The following is a 17,484-nucleotide window of genomic DNA, read 5'->3' as shown; positions in this document are numbered from 1 at the left end:
GCTCAAAGCTCAAAGCTCAAAGCTCAAGAGGCATCAGTAGCTATTTATCAGGGACAAATGCACTGTTCATCAGTTTAATGATTGGGTCGGATTTTTTATAACTATTGATAAGAGGAACGAGGCGTTTGAAGTGTTCGCTGGCACAGTGAATATCAAGCGCGTGTTGATCGGGCCATTCTTCAATAAAAACAAAATGCCCAGGATTTTTTTGGTCAACATATAAATCATAGCTGATACAAAGGGGTTCTTGTTTTGTCGCTTCTACAAGCTCCTGATATAACGGCATAACTGTTTCAATCGCTTCAGCTTTAATAAAATCTTCTGCAATCACTTTTAACATAATGGACTCCTTCCTTTTTGAATTAAATACTGTATGAAATTACAGTTATATAACCATAGGGAGTGCACTGACGCAATAGCAGAATACCGATAATCAATGAAACTTTTTAATTGGTAAAGTAATAATTTGAATGTAGATAAGCAACAAAAAAGCCTTGTTGGTTTCCCAGCAAGGCTTTTTAATCAGCATTACTTTAGATTAGAAACTCGCTGGTTTCGCCATTTCTGAAGTTGCTACATTTGATGCCACATGACCACCAGCACCACCTTTACCTTCAAAAGTAGAGGTTTCGCGCTGGTACTCAGTAATCTCAAATGGCGCCGCTGCATCTACAGGGGCAGGGGCTTTGGTCATTGGTGAGTACGAATGACGTTTATGCAAGCTAGTTACATCAGTATTAGCGGTTACTGGTGCCTCGACCTTAGTTGGTTCAACCTCTACAGAGGCAATTGGCTGCTCAACGACTGGCTCAGTAACGGTTTCAGTTTCAGCAATCTCTTCGGCTGCAGCGATTGTTGGTTGAGTATTTTCTTCGACCATAACCTCAGCAGCCGTTTCAACTGCGGTATCAGCGGCAACAATCACGTCTTCTACGTCAGTTTTTACCTTGTCGATAGGCGTTTCTGTTGCAGTAATAACATTATGTGTTTCAACAGGTTGTGGTTCAACAGTTTCGCTGACATACACGACCTCAACAGGTTCAGCTTCTTCATCAGCAGCCACTACATCAACAACAGGTGTTGCTACAACGGCTAGGGCTTCAGATTGGCTTTCCGTCTTAGCTATTTCTACCGTGTTTGTATTGACAGACTCAGTGCTATTTTGTTGTTCAAGCATTTCCTCATTAGTCATAATTGCCATGCTCTCTTGTTGAGGCTGAACAATTGGGTAATGAATGAAAACTTTACCAGAAGCTAGCTCAGGTGATGCTACTGCTGCGGCTAATGGCATTGGTGAACTATTGAGATGACGCTCATCACGGTAACGACGGCGACGTTGCCCACTTACACGTAAGTGACGAGGAGAGCGGCGCGAACGGCGAGGAATGATGGTGTCTTGTTTCTCTTCGCCATCAGTTTGATGAGTTAAATCTTGTAGATCGTCAGCTTGTACTTGGCCTTCAGCTTGGTTAACTACCGCAACTGGTGCTGGTAATGCAGCAACTGGTGCGGATACAGCGACAACGGGCTCTGCAACATCAGTTTTGACCATTTGTTCGTTATCAGTCACACGAATTTTTTGTGTTAACTGGCGACGCTGGCGGCGAGGAGCAGCAGGACGCTGTTCTTCTTCTCTTGCATTTGTTGCTTCAACGTTATCTTGTTGTGCATCTTGCTGAGTTTTTGCAGTTTGTTGCTGACGTTTTTCATCTTGACGACGACGGCGATCAGCACGCTGTTCACGACGTTGCTGCTGGTTGTCACGGTTTGCATTTTCAGCCGTTTGCTCATCTTGCGGTGCCGTATTTTTATTATTACGGCCCTTGTTACGATTATTCGTTTCTTCCGATGAAGCATTGCGATCATTGCGGTTATTACGATTGTCGCGACTATCACGATTTTCGTTATCATCACGATCACGACGATTATTGTTACGGCGATCATTATTACGACGACGATCGTTATTACGGCGACGGTCATTATTATTGCGAGCTTTAGGGGCAGGTGCTTCGACCACTTTCTCTTCTTCACCACCAAAGAGGCCTTTAAAGAATGCAGCAATTTTACTGAATAAGCCTGGCTGAGCAGGTTCATTTGACGTTGTTTTTACTGGCGCTTTAACGGGCGCGACTTCTTTAGGTTTAGCGGAAGAAAGCTCAACTGGCTCTTGTAATGCAAAAGCGGAAATCGCAGGTTGCTCAGGTACTTTACGCTCAGACGTTGTTTCATCGGTATGAGTTAAGGTTTCAGTTTCGTGATATTGAGCTAGGTTATAGCTCAGAGTATTCACTTCTTCACCTTTACGGATACGGATTACATGGAAATGAGGTGTCTGCATCTGGTCATTTGGTACGATAACAACGCGAACGTGAGTTTGGCGTTGTTCAATTTCGCTGACGGCTTTACGTTTTTCGTTTAGCAAGTAAGACGCGATTTGCACAGGAACAATCGCGTGAACTTCATGCGTATTTTCCTTCAGTGCTTCTTCTTCGATTAAACGAAGAACTGATAATGACAGTGATTCGTTATCACGAATTGTCCCAGTTCCCATACAACGAGGGCACACATGGTGGCTTGACTCGCCTAATGATGGGCTTAAACGTTGGCGGGACATTTCGAGTAAACCGAAACGAGAGATACGGGCAATTTGAATACGTGCACGGTCTTGGCGAACGGCTTCACGTAAGCGGTTTTCCACTTCACGTTGGTGTCTAACTGGCGTCATATCAATAAAGTCAATGACAATTAGGCCACCAAGGTCACGTAGACGTAATTGACGGGCAATTTCATCCGCCGCTTCAAGGTTAGTATTGAACGCAGTTTCTTCGATGTCACCACCACGAGTAGAACGTGATGAGTTGATATCAATCGCAGTCAATGCTTCTGTTGTATCAATGACTAACGCACCACCTGAAGGTAAACGTACTTCACGTTGGAACGCAGATTCAATTTGAGATTCGATTTGGTAATGGCTGAATAATGGAACATCACCACTGTAGTGTTTGATTTTACTAGCAAAATCGCCACGACCAATCGCTTCGATATGGTTACGAGCCATTTCGACGACTTTCGGATTATCAATTAGAATCTCGCCAATGTCTGGGCGTAGATAATCGCGGAACGCACGCACAATAACATTACTTTCCTGATGGATTAGGAAAGGTGCAGGGCGGTTCTCAGCAGCTTTTTGGATGGCTTCCCAGTGGCGTAAGCGGTACAGTAAATCTTGTTGTAGGGATTCTGCAGACTTACCAACACCAGCCGTGCGGACAATCAGACCCATACCATCTGGAATTTCTAAAGAAGACAGTGCTTCTTTGAGTTCCGTACGGTCTTCACCTTCAATACGACGAGAAATACCGCCTGCGCGTGGGTTATTTGGCATTAACACTAAATAGCTACCTGCCAGACTAATAAAAGTAGTTAACGCTGCACCTTTATTACCACGTTCTTCTTTATCAACTTGAACAATAACTTCTTGGCCTTCTTTTAACACATCTTTAATGTTAGGACGGCCTTGAGAGTGGTAGTTGCTTGGGAAGTATTCACGAGCGATTTCTTTGATAGGAAGGAAACCGTGTCTTTCTGCACCATAATCAACAAAAGCAGCTTCAAGACTAGGTTCGATACGGGTGATTTTACCTTTGTAAATGTTCGCCTTTTTTTGCTCATGACCTGGGCTTTCAATATCCAAATCATAGAGACGTTGCCCGTCAACAAGGGCAACACGCAACTCTTCCTGTTGAGTTGCGTTTATTAGCATTCTTTTCATGTTATTACTTACTCATTATTTTCTTTTAAATAAAGAGCAGCGAAAGAAAGAGCTACTGTAAACCGATGGCCTCGTGATTTTTACAAAACCGTCTGCCTCGCGGCAGTCGTTCGTATAGAGACGCGCAGTATTCGGTGAACCTGATTTTTAGATTAAAAATTCAGCGTTCTTAATTAGGGTGCCGTTGATTATCATTAAAACGGAAGTACCTAACCCAATAAGCCAAAATTCGTTGCTCGCTAATTTATTTGATATTGCTAAATGTCTTACGCCATTGCTGCATTGTTACGCTATCAAATAAGAAATCCTATAAACGCCAATTTTCGTTTTTTAAACATCTTGGCAACTGCATATTATTCCATTGCCATGTGCATTATAGCAAGTCGATAAGGAAGTTATATGGAAATTTTATTTAGAAATAGGAAAAATCATGCAGAAAATAACCAAAATAAAAAAAAACATAAAAAAATTCGTGGAGTCGGTATGATAGAGAGAGTTAATAAGCGCATATTTTAATCAATTAGAGTTAACGCATTTTCGAATGAATACACAAAATCAAGTTCAATTTATAGACATCAGCGATGACGAGGCTGGGCAACGCATCGATAACTTTTTGCTCGCTAAACTTAAAGGCGTACCAAAAAGCATGATTTATCGCATTATCCGTAAAGGGGAAGTGCGTGTAAATAAAGGGCGGATTAAGCCTGAGTATAAACTTGTCGAAGGGGATCAAGTTCGTGTTCCGCCAGTCAGAGTCGCTGAGCGTGAGGTGCCCGCAGTTTCCGCTAAATTAGATAAAGTGGCGGCATTAGCTAACTGCATTTTATTTGAAGATGATTCCATACTTGTACTGAACAAACCTTCTGGTACAGCAGTACATGGCGGAAGTGGTTTGAGCTTTGGTGTTATTGAGGGGCTGCGGGCCTTGCGGCCTGAAGCTCGTTTTCTTGAACTGGTTCATCGCCTCGATAGGGACACGTCAGGAATTTTATTAGTTGCGAAAAAACGTTCTGCCTTAAGAGCATTGCATGAACAGTTGCGCTTGAAAACTATGCAAAAAGATTACCTGGCCTTAGTGCGTGGTCATTGGCAATCTCATGTTAAAGTGGTTCAAGCACCGTTGTTGAAAAATATTTTGCAAAGTGGTGAGCGAGTCGTCAAAGTGAGTAGCGAAGGAAAAGCATCGGAAACGCGCTTTAAAGTCGAAGAACGTTTTGATAATGCAACGTTAGTGAAAGCGAGTCCCGTGACGGGACGAACACATCAAATTCGTGTGCACACTTTATATGCAGGTCACCCAATTGCGTTTGATAACCGTTATGGTGACGAATTATTCGATAGCCAATTAGCAGATACAGGCCTCAATCGGTTGTTCCTGCACGCAAGCGCATTAAAATTCACTCATCCCAAAACTGGGGAAGAGATGCGGCTGCAAGCGCCAATGGGTGCAGAGCTAAACCATTGTTTAAAAGTATTACGTAACCGTAAAACCACATCGTAAGCATCACTCGTTGGCGGGTAGAAGGTCATTACCCGCCAATTATTTTTATTAACCCAATAGTGGGTTAACATCATGCTGGCGTAGCATATCTAGCAGCAAAATAATCGGTAAGCCAATTAAAGTGTTAGGGTCACGTCCCTCTAACCTATCAAATAAAGTTATACCTAGCCCTTCAGATTTAAAACTTCCTGCACATTGGAACGGTTCTTCTTTATACAAGTAGTTGGTGATCTCTTGGTCAGTTAAGTTTCGAAAATAGACATCGAACAATTCACATTGCAGATTAAATTTTCCTGTCGCGGAATCTAATAGGCACAACCCAGTATAAAATGTGATTTTATGACCAGAGGCTGCTTTCAATTGTTTGAATGCATTTTCAAAGGTATGGGGCTTGCCGACAATTTTTCCATCAATAACACACACTTGATCAGAACCAATAATTAAATGTTGAGCGTATTGTTCTGTCAGTACAGCGGCTTTGGCATGAGATAACCGCAGGACTAAAGCTTGAGCCGATTCATTTAAAACAGGTGATTCATCAATGTTCGGCGGTGAGGCTAAAAACGGCAAACCTAATTTTTTTAATAAGGATTGCCGATAGGGTGAAGTTGACGCCAAAATAATCGATTTCATGATTTTTCTCAAAACTCGTAGCCAAAAGGGTTAACTCATTTTAAACTATAAACCGCAAAACCTGCGATTTTTTGGTGAAAAGGCGAGTTTACCCCGCCTTTTTCTTTGACTATAGCTCATTACAAAGTTAATATGCGCGCCTTATGCAAAAGGTAAAATTACCCCTGACTATCGATGCGCAGCGTGCAGCTCAGAAAAACCTCGACTATGTCGGGAGTTATACACCTGAGCAAGTTGCACGTCTTGCAGAATCAGTAGTCAGTGTAGACAGTGATGTAGAAACCGAATTATCATTTAATATTGATAAACAGCGTCTCACGGTTATCGAAGGGAAATCCGATGTGGATCTCACCCTCCAATGCCAACGCTGCGGAAAAAATTTCAAGCATCATGCCTACGTATCGTATTGTTTTAGTCCTGTCGTCAATGACGAAAAGGCCGAAGCATTACCGGAGCTCTACGAGCCAATTCAAATTGATGAATTTGGTGAAATAGATTTGCTGGGAATGATAGAAGATGAAATAATTCTTTCCTTACCAGTTGTTCCGGTTCATGATTCTGAACACTGTGAAGTGTCCGAAGCGGACATGGTGTATGGTGAACTGCCTCCTGAGGCAGAAAAGCCAAACCCATTTGCCGTATTAGCCAGTTTAAAGAAAAGTACTTAAGGAGTAAGGTCAATGGCCGTACAACAGAATAAACCAACTCGTTCAAAACGCGGTATGCGTCGTTCACATGATGCACTGACTGCTACCCTAGTTTCTGTAGATAAAACTTCAGGTGAAACTCACCTGCGTCACCATGTGACTGCAGACGGTTTCTACCGTGGCCGTAAGGTTATCAGCAAGTAATTGTTGGTACCTTGGCTAATCTAACCATTGCGTTAGATGCTATGGGCGGGGATGTTGGTCCCCGCGTCACAGTGCCTGCTGCATTGCAGGCTCTGGCATCTAATTTAGCACTCAAATTACTGCTTGTCGGTCAACCCGAAGCCATTCAACCCTTGCTTGCACATCTAAGTGCCGAGCAAATTTCGCGTGTCGAAATTATCCCTGCGGATGGAATTATTGCTAACGATGCCAAACCATCAAACGCAATAAGACAAAGCAAAGGAACATCGATGCGAGTGGCCTTAGAGTTGGTGAAAACAGGGCAGGCACAAGCGTGCGTGAGTGCTGGTAATACAGGCGCATTGATGGGGTTAGCGAAATTGATGTTAAAGTCGATAGATGGCATTGAGCGTCCAGCGCTAATGACAATCTTACCTAACCAGCAGAAAAAACAAACGGTAGTGTTGGATTTAGGGGCAAACGTCAATTGCAGTAGTGAAATGTTAGTGCAATTTGCCGTAATGGGTTCGGTGATGGCTGAAGAAGTGGTCAATATCACAAAACCGAAAGTTGCTTTGCTCAATATCGGTGAAGAAGAGAGCAAAGGGCTGGATAATATCCGCGAAGCCGCCGCAATATTAAAAGAAACGGCGTCCATTAACTATATTGGTTACGTTGAAGGTAATGAGTTACTGACAGGTAAAACCGATGTATTAGTGTGTGACGGCTTCGCGGGTAACGTCTCATTAAAAACAATGGAAGGAGTCGTTCGCGTTATTCTCTCCTTGTTAAAATCGGCGGACGACGAAAAGAAAAAACGCAGTTGGATAATGCAACTGGCGAAAAAATGGCTAAAAAAACGTTTAATGAAGCGTTTTGGGGATATGAACCCCGACCAGTATAACGGTGCGACTCTGTTAGGATTAAAAGGTATTGTGATCAAGAGTCATGGTGCGGCTAACGAAAGTGCATTTAAAGCTGCGATTGACCGCGCAGTGCAAGCTGTTGAAAAACAAGTACCAGAAAGAATAACAGCGCGATTAAATATTGTTTTACCCAGGAGCGATCAATAACCTATGGCTATGTACAGTAAAATCTTAGGAACAGGCAGCTACTTGCCAGCGCAAGTTCGTACCAATGCTGATCTGGAAAAAATGGTTGATACTTCTGATGAATGGATTGTGACCCGCACTGGGATACATGAAAGAAGAATTGCTAACGAAGACGAAAATGTCTCTGTAATGAGTTTTCATGCTGCACAAAAAGCGCTTGAAATGGCACAGGTTGAGGCCAGCGAGATAGGTTTAATCATTGTTGCCACCACTTCTGCAACGCATGCATTCCCAAGTGCAGCGTGCCAAGTGCAGCAAATGCTAGGAATCAATGATTGCGCGGCATTTGACGTTGCGGCGGCCTGTGCAGGCTTTACTTATGCGATCAGTATTGCTGACCAGTTTGTTAAAACAGGGATGACGAAAAAGGCCCTTGTTATTGGCGCTGATGCATTATCAAAAACATTAGACCCAGAAGATCGTGGTACCATCATCTTATTTGGTGACGCCGCAGGTGCTGTTGTGGTTGGTGAGTCTAATGAACCTGGCATTATTTCTACCCATTTACACGCTGATGGGCGTTATGGGGATTTACTCGCATTGCCTAATCGTAGCCGTTGCTCTGACGACCCTGCGTATTTAACGATGACGGGTAATGAAGTATTCAAAGTTGCAGTCCGCGAATTAGCGCATATTGTTGATGAAACACTGGAAAAAAGTGGGATTGCAAAAGAAGAACTTGATTGGTTAGTGCCACATCAAGCAAATTTAAGAATTATTTCTGCGACGGCAAAAAAACTTGATATGACTATGGACAAAGTGGTTATCACCTTAGACCGTCATGGCAATACTTCTGCGGCATCTGTCCCAACTGCACTTGATGAAGCAGTGCGTGATGGACGTATCCAACGTGGCCAACTTGTGCTGTTAGAAGCCTTTGGCGGTGGTTTCACGTGGGGCTCTGCCTTAGTTCGTTTTTAATTTATTGAGAAAACAGACATGACACAATTTGCGATGGTATTTCCCGGACAGGGTTCTCAGTCTTTAGGAATGTTAGCAGCATTAGCTGAAGAAAATAAGCTGGTTGAGCAAACATTTGCTGAAGCATCAGAAGCATTGGGTTACGATCTTTGGGCATTAGTCCAAAATGGGCCAGAAGAAGAATTAAATAAAACATGGCAAACACAGCCCGCATTATTAGCCGCGTCTGTGGCAATTTTCCGTGTTTGGCAAGCTAAAAACGGTGCAATGCCTTCAATGATGGCAGGGCATAGCCTGGGTGAGTACTCCGCATTAGTTTGTGCAGGTGTCATTGACTTCAAAGAAGCGATTAAACTTGTTGAATTGCGTGGTAAATTGATGCAAGAAGCGGTTCCTGAAGGTACAGGCGCAATGTATGCGATTATCGGCTTAGATAATGAATCTATTGAAAAAGCCTGCCAAGAAGCGGCACAAGGTCAAGTCGTTTCCCCCGTGAATTTTAACTCCCCAGGCCAAGTGGTCATTGCAGGGGAAAAAGCAGCGGTTGAACGAGCAGGTGCTGCGTGTAAAGAAGCGGGTGCAAAACGTGCGCTGCCATTATCAGTTAGTGTGCCTTCACATTGTGCATTAATGAAGCCTGCTGCTGATAAATTAGCCGAAGCGTTAGAAAAAATCGAATTTTGTGAGCCAGTCTATCCAGTTATCAACAATGTTGATGTTAAAATTGAGCAATCGGCGCAAAATATTCGTGATGCGTTAGTTCGTCAACTGTATAATCCAGTACGCTGGACAGAAACAGTAGAATTGATGGCAGATCAAGGTGTTGAACACCTTATCGAAATGGGGCCAGGTAAAGTGTTGACTGGTCTTACCAAGCGAATTGTCTCTAATTTAACTGCCGTAGCAGCCAATGATCCTGTATCATTAAGCACTGCTTTAGAAAATAGCTGAGGACGACATGAGCTTTGAAGGAAAAATTGCACTAGTAACAGGTGCTAGCCGTGGGATTGGTAAAGCCATTGCTTTAACATTAATCGCGCGCGGTGCAACCGTTATTGGCACAGCAACCAGCGAAAAAGGCGCAGAAGCCATTACTGCTTATCTTGATGGTAAAGGGAAAGGTTTAGCGTTAAACGTGACTGATGCAGCATCAATCGAAGAAACTTTGACTAAGATCCGTGAGGAATTTGGTGAAATTGATATTTTGGTTAATAATGCAGGTATCACTCGCGATAACTTATTGATGCGTATGAAAGAAGAAGAGTGGCAAGATATTATTGACACGAATCTTTCATCCGTTTACCGTTTGTCTAAAGCCGTTTTGCGTGCCATGATGAAAAAACGTTGTGGGCGTATTATTTCTATCGCATCAGTTGTGGGTGTGATGGGGAATGCGGGACAAACAAACTATGCAGCAGCGAAAGCTGGGCTAATTGGTTTTAGTAAATCATTAGCTCGGGAAGTCGCTTCTCGTGGTATCACTGTTAATGTTGTTGCTCCAGGTTTTATCGAAACGGATATGACTAAAGCATTGACAGATGAGCAGCGTGCAGGCATTTTATCTCAGGTTCCTGCAGATAGACTGGGTGATGCACAAGAAATTGCCAGTGCTGTAGCGTTTTTAGCTTCTGACGAAGCTGCTTACATCACAGGTGAAACATTGCATGTCAATGGTGGCATGTACATGATCTAAAGAAATGATGGGACTACTTGCATTATTAGTGTTATCTAACGCTAAATAATGCAAAATAATGGTTCCAACAGCCGGGATTGGGTTGTATCTTTTCCTGTATTTCATAAACTACGAAAACCATCGCGAAAGCGAGTTTTGATAGGAATTTTAATAGTATGAGCACTATCGAAGAACGCGTTAAGAAAATCATCGTTGAACAACTGGGTGTTAAAGAGGAAGAAGTTGTAAATGCAGCTTCATTTGTTGATGACTTGGGCGCTGATTCTCTTGACACAGTTGAGCTGGTTATGGCTCTGGAAGAAGAGTTCGATTGCGAAATCCCTGACGAAGAAGCTGAAAAGATCACAACAGTACAGGCTGCGATTGACTACGTCGAGAACGCATCTAAATAATTGTACGAAAAACATGTCTAGGCGATCACTCGATCGCCTATGTTCCTTTTGTAACTTTTCCCTCCTTGGAGGAAATACGTGTCTAAGCGTCGTGTAGTCGTAACCGGACTGGGCATGTTATCTCCTGTCGGCAACACAGTTGAGTCATCATGGAAAGCTGTTTGTGACGGACAGAGTGGTATCAGCCTCATTGAACATTTTGATACTACTAACCACGCAACTAAATTTGCTGGCTTAGTAAAAGATTTCAATTACGAAGATTTTGACATCTCTCGCAAAGATGCGAAGAAGATGGACCCATTTATTCAATATGGTATTGCAGCAGGCTTCCAAGCCTTTAAAGATGCTGGATTGGAAGTAACAGAAGCCAATGCTACTCGTATCGGTTTAGCGATTGGTTCTGGTATTGGCGGGTTAGGGTTAATTCAGGATAACTGTGAAGCACTGATGGCAGGTGGTCCTCGTAAAGTTAGCCCATTCTTCGTGCCATCGACAATCATTAACTTGGCGGCGGGCCATTTAAGCATTATGTACGGTTTACGTGGTCCAAGCATTTCTATTGCCACAGCATGTACATCGGGCGTTCACAATATTGGTCACGCAGCACGTATGATTGCCTATGGCGATGCAGACGTTATGTTGGCAGGCGGTACTGAAAAAGCAACGACACCATTAGGTGTGGCAGGCTTTGGTGCTGCGCGTGCTCTATCAACTCGCAATGATGACCCACAAGCGGCAAGTCGCCCTTGGGATAAAGACCGTGATGGTTTTGTTCTCGGTGATGGTGCAGGTATCATTATTCTTGAAGAATATGAACATGCGAAAGCACGTGGCGCTAAAATTTACGCAGAAGTTGCTGGCTTTGGTATGAGCAGTGATGCTTACCATATGACATCTCCGCCAGAAAATGGTGAAGGTGCTGCATTAGCAATGGAAAATGCGCTAAAAGATGCTGGCATTAAGGCGAGCGAAGTGGGTTACATCAATGCCCATGGCACATCAACCAATGCAGGTGACTTAGCGGAAGCACAAGCGGTTATGTCTGTATTTGGTGAAGACTCAAATGTGTTAGTGAGTTCGACGAAATCCATGACAGGTCACCTATTAGGTGCTGCAGGAGCGGTTGAATCTATCTTCACGATTTTGTCTTTGTGTGATCAAATTGTCCCTCCAACGATTAACTTAGACAGCCCTGATGAGGGTTGTACGTTAGATTTCGTTGCGAATAAAGCACGTAAAGTTGAGAACATGGAGTACGCTCTGTGTAACTCCTTCGGCTTTGGTGGCACAAACGGTTCATTGATTTTCCGCCGTTACCACGCAGAATAATCAAATCGTTCCACCATTAATTCAGCCTCAGTTGTGTATGCAACTGGGGCTTTATTTTGCCAGCTTCTTTGCACAGCTCTGTGCTTTAGTTTATGATAGTTCTACCTGATTACTGTCTGATTTATCAGCTTTTATTATAAGTATTATCAATGTCATATTGGGTTAATGGCCAACCTTGTCAACAAATTAGTGTCTCTGATCGCGCCGTTGCGTTCGGGGATGGTTGTTTCACGACCATTCATGGAGTGAATCAGCAAGCGCAGATGCTCAAAGAACACATTGCGCGTTTAACACGTGACTGCTTAAGATTAAAAATTACCGCACCTGATTGGGGTGAATTAGAACATCATTTAACGGAAATTTGTACACAACAAGTGGATGAAGAATTTGTTCTAAAGGTCATTATCAGCCGTGGTGTAGGTGGGCGAGGTTACAGTTCTATAGGCTTTACTCAGCCTACCATTATTGTCAGTGTTTCCCCCTTTCCATCACACTATACTCAGTTACAATGCCAAGGGGCTAAGCTGATATTGAGCCAAACACCTGTTTCTCGAAATCCATTATTGGCAGGGATGAAACATTTAAATCGCCTTGAGCAAGTATTGATCCGCCAGGAAATCGATGAGGCTCAAGCGGATGAAGCGATTGTGCTCGATACAGATGGCATCATTATTGAGTGTTGTAGTGCAAATGTATTTTGGCGTATCGGGCAAACTGTTTATACCCCTGTATTATCGCATTGTGGGGTGAACGGATTAATGAGACAAAAGATCATAGCGTTATTAGTAGGGAGTCAGTACCATCTTGAAGAAGTTGAGCGGTTCGCGTCAGTATTAGCTCACTGCGATGAAGTGATTATGTGTAATGCGTTGATGCCTGTTCTACCCGTTAAAAGCATCCAAATAGCTTCACAAGAAAATCCGTTGCATTATGCATCACGGGAGCTGTTCGAATACTTATTTTTGCGCTGCAAAATCTAGTTTGCATAAATTAAAGTCCTAATACGCATTGATGTGGTCAATAAATGAAATTAGCTAAAAAAATCATTTTAATTGCTGTTGTTCTGATTACCGTTGTGGCGATTGCACTTTATTTGCAATATCGCCAAGTACTGAATTACGCTAAAACACCGATTAACCTTACGGAAGAAAAGATTTTCACTGTGCCTGCGGGGACTGGACGTGTGGCTTTTGAAGCATTGCTTATTAATGAAAAATTGATTGAGCAGGGCAATGAATTTCAATGGTTACTGAAATTGCGACCTGAATTGGCGCAGCTTAAAGCGGGCACATACCGTTTGCAACCTGACATGGATGTAGAACAGCTACTAAAATTAATCGTAAGCGGTAAAGAAGCGCAGTTTTCTATTCGCTTTATTGAAGGTAATCGTTTAGTAGATTGGAGTAACATCCTGCGTGATGCGCCATACTTAGCGCATAAATCAACGGAAATGACACCGACTGAACTCTACAATGCGATTGACTTTAAAGGGGAAGGAACCTTAGAAGGTTGGCTGTATCCTGATACCTATTTATATACTGCTGGAACGGCGGATACTGAGATTTTGAAACGTGCACATAAGCGCATGCAGGCTAGCCTTGAAGATGAATGGAAGGGGCGTGATAGGGATCTGCCGTATAAAAATGCGTATGAAATGCTGATAATGGCATCAATCATTGAAAAAGAAACGGGTGTTGACAGCGAACGTTCGCAAGTTGCCTCGGTATTTGTCAATCGCTTGAAGCAAAAAATGCGTTTACAAACCGATCCAACCGTCATTTACGGCTTGGGTGATAAATATCGTGGTAAAATTTATCGTAGTGATTTAGATAATTACACAGAATACAACACCTACAAAATTGATGGATTACCACCAACACCGATAGCAATGCCAAGTATTGCATCCATTAAAGCAGCTGCACATCCAGCCAAAACAGATTATTTGTATTTTGTCGCGGACGGCAAAGGGGGGCATACCTTTAGCCGTAACTTGAATGACCACAACCGTGCCGTCAAAGTTTACCGTCAAATTGAACAGCAAAACTGATAAAACATGAAAAACCAATTTATTGTTATTGAAGGATTAGAAGGCGCAGGGAAGACCACCGCAATCAATACGGTAGTTGATACTTTAAACCATGCAGGTATCAACGATATCGTTTTTTCCCGTGAGCCAGGGGGGACACCGCTAGCAGAAAAGCTACGAGAGCTCATCAAACAAGGTATTGAAGGGGATAAAGTCACAGATAAAGCCGAGCTTTTAATGCTGTATGCTGCCCGAGTGCAATTGGTTGATACCGTGATTAAACCCGCACTTGCCGCTGGAAAATGGGTTGTCGGTGATCGCCATGATATGTCATCACAAGCTTATCAAGGTGGTGGACGCCAGATTGATCGCCATTTAATGCAGTCCTTGCGTGATTTAGTGCTAGGTGATTTTAAACCCGACCTGACGTTATATCTTGATTTATCACCAGAACTTGGCCTACAACGTGCGCGTTCACGGGGTGAATTAGATAGAATTGAAAAAGAGTCGCTGGCTTTCTTTGAAAGAACACGTGAGAGATATCTGGAACTTGCAGCGAGTGATAAATCCATAATAACGATTGATGCAAGCCAAAATATTGAGCAAGTTCAAAACGATATTCGTACTGCGTTACTTAAATGGTTAGCGAAATAAGGTATTGAAGGCATGAATTGGTATCCTTGGTTAAATGAGCCTTACCGGCAAATGATTGCGGCTTACCAAAGTGGTCGGGGTCACCATGCCTTGTTGCTTCATTCCATATCAGGCAACGGTGCAGATGCATTGTGTTATGGGGTTAGCCGCTGGTTAATTTGCCAAAATCGTGATGGGATGAAAAGCTGTGGTGAGTGCCATAGTTGCCGTTTGATGTTAGCGGGAACACACCCAGACTACCATGTCATTGAGGTGGAAAAAGGTAAATCAACGGTCAGCGTTGATGCGGTTAGAAAACTGATTGAAACCTTGAGTAGTCATGCGCAGCAGGGCGGTAGCAAGGTGGTGTATATTCCCAGCACTGACGCACTTACCGATGCAGCGGCGAATGCACTACTGAAAACCCTCGAAGAACCCGCTAAAGACACTTATTTTTTATTAGTGAGTGAAAAACAGGAAAATTTGTTAGCGACTATCCGCAGCCGTTGTTTGAGCCACTTTTTACCTGCGCCAGACTCACAAATCGCGTTATATTGGCTGCAAAAGCAAAAGCCAAATTTGGTTATGGATAATGCGGTTACCGCTTTAAAGCTTTGCCAAGGCGCACCCGTCGCGGCATTAGCGCTACTTGATGATAATCTATGGCAAAAGCGCGCTGCATTATGCCATAACATGGCATTAGCATTACAAAATCGCGATATGCTAGGTTTGTTACCCTCATTAAATATAGATGATGCAGTGATGTCTCTAAATTGGTTATTGAGCTTATTAGCAGATGCTATCAAGGTTCAGCAAGGCGCAGCGCAGTTTTGCATTAACCAGGACTATAGTGCTCAAGTGATGCAATTGGCGTCCATGATGAACCGTACACAACTTCATGATATTTATGAGCAATGGTTGTACTGTCGCTACCAATTACTGACCGTTTCTGCATTAAATCAGGAACTGCTTCTGGCTAATCAATTATTACAATGGGAAGCCTTACTGGCGAGCCCCTCATTTTAAAAAGAGTTAAATATGTTTGTTGTTGATTCACACTGCCATCTCGATTGTTTAGATTATGAAAAATTACATGCTAATGTTGATGATGTCATCGCAAAAGCGTCCGCTCGTGATGTCGGTTTTATGTTAGCGGTGGCAACTACGCTGCCAGGTTTTGAAAAAATGAAAACGCTTATTGGTGAACGAGAAAATATTGCATTTTCCTGTGGTATTCATCCTCTCAATTTGGATGAAGGGTACGATTTCGAGCGTTTAGCGCAACTTGCTGCTGGGCAAGAAGTCGTTGCATTAGGCGAAACAGGTTTAGATTATTATTATCAACAAGAAAATGCAGTATTACAGCAGGAGTCCTTTCGCCAACATATCCGTATTGGCCGAGAGGTCAATAAACCTGTTATCGTCCATACCCGCTCAGCACGGGAAGATACGCTGGCAATCTTACGTGAAGAAAAGGTGATGGAGTGCGGCGGTGTATTGCATTGTTTTACGGAAGATAAAGACACGGCTATCGAGCTGCTTGATTTAGGTATGTACATTTCATTTTCCGGTATTGTGACATTCCGCAATGCAGAACAAATTCGCGAAGCCGCACGAATTGTCCCGTTGGATAGAATTCTCGTTGAAACGGATTCACCATACTTAGCGCCAGTTCCTCACCGTGGAAAAGAAAATCAGCCTGCTTATGTGCGTGATGTGGCTGAATACATGGCTGTACTCAAGGGCGTTAGTGTTGAGGAGATGGCTGATATCACCACACAGAATTTCAATCGATTGTTTCATTTAAATGTCGGCGTGAATAACGCATAATCAATACACGCTAATTAAATCATTCTTGAATTATTAAGGAAATTAACATGGCAGAAGAAACCATTTTCAGCAAAATCATCCGTCGAGAAATCCCTGCGGATGTGGTTTATCAAGATGAGCTGGTCACTGCTTTTCGTGATATTTCGCCACAAGCGCCATCTCACATTTTAATCATCCCTAATAAGCTTATCCCAACGGTAAACGATGTGACGCAGGATGATGAACTGGCTCTTGGCCGTTTATTTACTGTTGCAGCCAAAATTGCGAAAGAAGAAGGCATTGCAGAAAACGGATACCGTTTAATCATGAATTGCAATGAACATTCAGGCCAAGAAGTTTTTCATATCCATATGCACTTAGTGGGTGGTCGCCCATTAGGCCCATTATTGGCAAAATAATGAAAATATTGGGTGCAACAATAAACCGCATTGCATTACTTGCTACAGTGGTAGCCGCACTGAGTGGTTGCCTCTATAAAAAACCGCAAGGCTTGGTTTTTAATGAACAACAGCGTGTGATTATGGAACCTGTTGTTTTAGCTCAAGGGATTATTGTTGAAAACCCAATTATCAGAGTAGAAAACCATCAACATGTTGCCACCATCAATGTTAGCAATGTGGGATCAAAAGCGGTAAATATTGCTTATCGCTTGTATTGGTACGACAAGCAAGGGTTGAGGGTGGATACATCGGCAGTGGAAGAACAATTAGTATTGCCGAGCTCTACAGAACAAATTCGTGCGATAACCTCTTCACCTCGTGCAGATAATCTGCGCATTCATGTATTTTTATCCCCTAAGGCCGGAGAATAAT

At 43.0% G+C, this 17,484-nt stretch carries 19 protein-coding genes; 16 read left to right on the top strand and 3 right to left on the bottom strand.

The features are described 5' to 3' along the window. Nucleotides 1–40: 40 nt before the first annotated feature. A complete protein-coding gene (locus tag PSF27_RS10785; RefSeq protein WP_206086371.1) occupies nt 41–340 on the bottom strand; it encodes a putative quinol monooxygenase in 300 nt (99 codons plus the stop codon). A gap of 198 nt (nt 341–538) precedes the next feature. Continuing rightward, a complete protein-coding gene (gene rne / locus PSF27_RS10780; protein WP_272681435.1) occupies nt 539–3,772 on the bottom strand; it encodes a ribonuclease E in 3,234 nt (1,077 codons plus the stop codon). A gap of 541 nt (nt 3,773–4,313) precedes the next feature. On the opposite strand from rne, the gene rluC reads away from it, so the two are divergent. Continuing rightward, the gene (gene rluC, locus PSF27_RS10775) at nt 4,314–5,273 is read left to right on the top strand and encodes a 23S rRNA pseudouridine(955/2504/2580) synthase RluC (protein WP_272681434.1); all 960 of its coding nucleotides are present in this window, start codon (nt 4,314–4,316) and stop codon (nt 5,271–5,273) included. A gap of 48 nt (nt 5,274–5,321) precedes the next feature. Here the strand turns inward: rluC and PSF27_RS10770 are convergent, their stop codons facing one another. Beyond that, nucleotides 5,322–5,906 (bottom strand): Maf family protein, encoded by a 585-nt coding sequence (locus PSF27_RS10770; protein WP_272681433.1) that lies wholly within the window; start codon nt 5,904–5,906, stop codon nt 5,322–5,324. Between the two features lie 143 nt (nt 5,907–6,049). Between PSF27_RS10770 and yceD the strand changes: the two genes are divergently transcribed. The 15 genes from yceD (at nt 6,050) to PSF27_RS10695 (ending at nt 17,483) form a co-directional block, all read left to right on the top strand. Next, nucleotides 6,050–6,574 carry a 23S rRNA accumulation protein YceD gene (gene yceD, locus PSF27_RS10765; protein WP_004911841.1) on the top strand — a complete coding sequence of 175 codons (525 nt, stop codon included), beginning with the start codon at nt 6,050–6,052 and terminating at the stop codon, nt 6,572–6,574. A gap of 12 nt (nt 6,575–6,586) precedes the next feature. After that, a complete protein-coding gene (gene rpmF, locus PSF27_RS10760) occupies nt 6,587–6,757 on the top strand; it encodes a 50S ribosomal protein L32 (RefSeq protein ID WP_047755811.1) in 171 nt (56 codons plus the stop codon). 11 nt (nt 6,758–6,768) lie between these two features. Then, on the top strand, nt 6,769–7,809 hold the full coding sequence (gene plsX, locus PSF27_RS10755; protein ID WP_206086375.1) for a phosphate acyltransferase PlsX: 1,041 nt from the start codon (nt 6,769–6,771) through the stop codon (nt 7,807–7,809). Nucleotides 7,810–7,818: 9 nt separating this feature from the next. Continuing rightward, nucleotides 7,819–8,769, top strand: coding sequence for a beta-ketoacyl-ACP synthase III (locus PSF27_RS10750; RefSeq protein WP_272681441.1), 951 nt, complete (start codon nt 7,819–7,821; stop codon nt 8,767–8,769). A gap of 18 nt (nt 8,770–8,787) precedes the next feature. Then, nucleotides 8,788–9,720, top strand: a complete 933-nt coding sequence (fabD, locus tag PSF27_RS10745; RefSeq protein WP_206086376.1) for an ACP S-malonyltransferase — start codon at nt 8,788–8,790, stop codon at nt 9,718–9,720. Nucleotides 9,721–9,727: 7 nt separating this feature from the next. Further along, complete coding sequence (gene fabG, locus PSF27_RS10740) at nt 9,728–10,462, top strand: 3-oxoacyl-ACP reductase FabG (protein WP_206086377.1); 735 nt, start codon at nt 9,728–9,730, stop codon at nt 10,460–10,462. Between the two features lie 155 nt (nt 10,463–10,617). Next, nucleotides 10,618–10,854: an acyl carrier protein gene (gene acpP / locus PSF27_RS10735; RefSeq protein WP_206086378.1), complete on the top strand. Its 237-nt coding sequence runs from the start codon at nt 10,618–10,620 to the stop codon at nt 10,852–10,854. A gap of 78 nt (nt 10,855–10,932) precedes the next feature. Further along, nucleotides 10,933–12,183 carry a beta-ketoacyl-ACP synthase II gene (gene fabF / locus PSF27_RS10730; RefSeq protein WP_206086379.1) on the top strand — a complete coding sequence of 417 codons (1,251 nt, stop codon included), beginning with the start codon at nt 10,933–10,935 and terminating at the stop codon, nt 12,181–12,183. Nucleotides 12,184–12,332: 149 nt separating this feature from the next. After that, entirely contained in the window at nt 12,333–13,163 is an 831-nt protein-coding gene (pabC, locus tag PSF27_RS10725) for an aminodeoxychorismate lyase (RefSeq protein ID WP_206086380.1), read from the top strand. A 44-nt stretch (nt 13,164–13,207) separates the two neighbouring features. Then, nucleotides 13,208–14,230, top strand: a complete 1,023-nt coding sequence (gene mltG / locus PSF27_RS10720; RefSeq protein WP_206086381.1) for an endolytic transglycosylase MltG — start codon at nt 13,208–13,210, stop codon at nt 14,228–14,230. Between the two features lie 6 nt (nt 14,231–14,236). Next, on the top strand, nt 14,237–14,863 hold the full coding sequence (gene tmk / locus PSF27_RS10715; RefSeq protein ID WP_272681432.1) for a dTMP kinase: 627 nt from the start codon (nt 14,237–14,239) through the stop codon (nt 14,861–14,863). A 12-nt stretch (nt 14,864–14,875) separates the two neighbouring features. Beyond that, nucleotides 14,876–15,868, top strand: coding sequence for a DNA polymerase III subunit delta' (gene holB / locus PSF27_RS10710; protein WP_206086383.1), 993 nt, complete (start codon nt 14,876–14,878; stop codon nt 15,866–15,868). 12 nt (nt 15,869–15,880) lie between these two features. Next, on the top strand, nt 15,881–16,672 hold the full coding sequence (locus tag PSF27_RS10705; protein WP_206086384.1) for a metal-dependent hydrolase: 792 nt from the start codon (nt 15,881–15,883) through the stop codon (nt 16,670–16,672). Between the two features lie 47 nt (nt 16,673–16,719). Beyond that, a complete protein-coding gene (gene hinT / locus PSF27_RS10700) occupies nt 16,720–17,070 on the top strand; it encodes a purine nucleoside phosphoramidase (RefSeq protein ID WP_206086385.1) in 351 nt (116 codons plus the stop codon). Further along, nucleotides 17,070–17,483, top strand: coding sequence for a YcfL family protein (locus tag PSF27_RS10695; protein WP_272681431.1), 414 nt, complete (start codon nt 17,070–17,072; stop codon nt 17,481–17,483). The genes hinT and PSF27_RS10695 overlap by 1 nt, the downstream gene beginning before the upstream one ends. The last annotated feature ends 1 nt before the right edge of the window (nt 17,484 follow it).

The sequence above is a fragment of the Providencia sp. PROV129 genome (genome assembly GCF_028482245.1).
GTDB classification, from domain to species: Bacteria; Pseudomonadota; Gammaproteobacteria; order Enterobacterales; family Enterobacteriaceae; genus Providencia; species Providencia vermicola.
The sequence above is the reverse complement of the archived record's forward strand: the minus strand, read 5'-3'. Positions and strand labels throughout refer to the sequence as shown.

Coding starts and splice junctions, on each gene's coding strand:
- PSF27_RS10785 (WP_206086371.1), bottom strand. CDS start 340: ATGTTAAAAGTGATTGCAGAAGATTTTATTAAAGCTGAAGCGATTGAA.
- rne (WP_272681435.1), bottom strand. CDS start 3,772: ATGAAAAGAATGCTAATAAACGCAACTCAACAGGAAGAGTTGCGTGTT.
- rluC (WP_272681434.1), top strand. CDS start 4,314: ATGAATACACAAAATCAAGTTCAATTTATAGACATCAGCGATGACGAG.
- PSF27_RS10770 (WP_272681433.1), bottom strand. CDS start 5,906: ATGAAATCGATTATTTTGGCGTCAACTTCACCCTATCGGCAATCCTTA.
- yceD (WP_004911841.1), top strand. CDS start 6,050: ATGCAAAAGGTAAAATTACCCCTGACTATCGATGCGCAGCGTGCAGCT.
- rpmF (WP_047755811.1), top strand. CDS start 6,587: ATGGCCGTACAACAGAATAAACCAACTCGTTCAAAACGCGGTATGCGT.
- PSF27_RS10750 (WP_272681441.1), top strand. CDS start 7,819: ATGTACAGTAAAATCTTAGGAACAGGCAGCTACTTGCCAGCGCAAGTT.
- fabD (WP_206086376.1), top strand. CDS start 8,788: ATGACACAATTTGCGATGGTATTTCCCGGACAGGGTTCTCAGTCTTTA.
- fabG (WP_206086377.1), top strand. CDS start 9,728: ATGAGCTTTGAAGGAAAAATTGCACTAGTAACAGGTGCTAGCCGTGGG.
- acpP (WP_206086378.1), top strand. CDS start 10,618: ATGAGCACTATCGAAGAACGCGTTAAGAAAATCATCGTTGAACAACTG.
- pabC (WP_206086380.1), top strand. CDS start 12,333: ATGTCATATTGGGTTAATGGCCAACCTTGTCAACAAATTAGTGTCTCT.
- mltG (WP_206086381.1), top strand. CDS start 13,208: ATGAAATTAGCTAAAAAAATCATTTTAATTGCTGTTGTTCTGATTACC.
- tmk (WP_272681432.1), top strand. CDS start 14,237: ATGAAAAACCAATTTATTGTTATTGAAGGATTAGAAGGCGCAGGGAAG.
- holB (WP_206086383.1), top strand. CDS start 14,876: ATGAATTGGTATCCTTGGTTAAATGAGCCTTACCGGCAAATGATTGCG.
- PSF27_RS10705 (WP_206086384.1), top strand. CDS start 15,881: ATGTTTGTTGTTGATTCACACTGCCATCTCGATTGTTTAGATTATGAA.
- hinT (WP_206086385.1), top strand. CDS start 16,720: ATGGCAGAAGAAACCATTTTCAGCAAAATCATCCGTCGAGAAATCCCT.
- PSF27_RS10695 (WP_272681431.1), top strand. CDS start 17,070: ATGAAAATATTGGGTGCAACAATAAACCGCATTGCATTACTTGCTACA.